The 591-nt window shown below is 51.3% G+C and carries 1 protein-coding gene; it reads left to right on the top strand.

The annotated features are described in order from the left end of the window. The coding region (locus tag E1189_RS00650) for a hypothetical protein (protein WP_230459864.1) at positions 1 to 478 on the top strand (478 nt) is incomplete at its 5' end. Positions 479 to 591: the final 113 nt, after the last annotated feature.

Genomic DNA, 591 nt, shown 5'->3' with positions numbered 1-591 from the left:
ACTTGATGATAATGTCCGTCGTGCTATAGCTGCGTCTGCGGGGCTGTTCACCTGCCAGGCCGATCATTTCTCAAGTGCGTGTTGGCACAATCACTTCAGGGCTACCTGCTTGAAAAGTGACCAGGGGCGGGAATATCTTGGCGCGATACACAGCGAGCTTGAGCTGCGCCAGGTTACTCTGCCAGATGATATGACTGTTCTTCAGAAATTAGTGTTTGAGGACAGGAAGGCGGAGAGCCTTCCGGATGACATCAAGACAAAAGTAGATAATGAGGTGAAGCGACTCAGAGAGTGCGGCATCAGACCGCCTCTTGGGACGCTCACGCAGAAAGTGCTGGCAAGCCCACCGGCCAGAAAACGACTCAGAGAAGATTATGGCCTTGAGGTTGTGGAAGAAAAACGCTTATGTGGAATAGTTAATGGAGTGCCGCGTTACGACACGTTTTTGGTAACTGCGAATCTTCCCCCGCAACAATGAAGTGGGTAAAGCACTGAGATACCCTCACTTGTGGAGTGAGGGTGTGGCAGCCAATCCGTGCAGTCTGAGCTCGGGCAGCAGGTCTATCAGCCATATGACAACAGGTTAATAAA

Origin of the sequence: Parendozoicomonas verongulae, from assembly GCF_009711465.1 — a bacterium.
Taxonomy (GTDB): Bacteria; Pseudomonadota; Gammaproteobacteria; order Pseudomonadales; family Endozoicomonadaceae; genus Sansalvadorimonas; species Sansalvadorimonas verongulae.
Note: the sequence above shows the minus strand (reverse complement) of the source record. Positions and strands in the feature narration are given on the sequence as shown.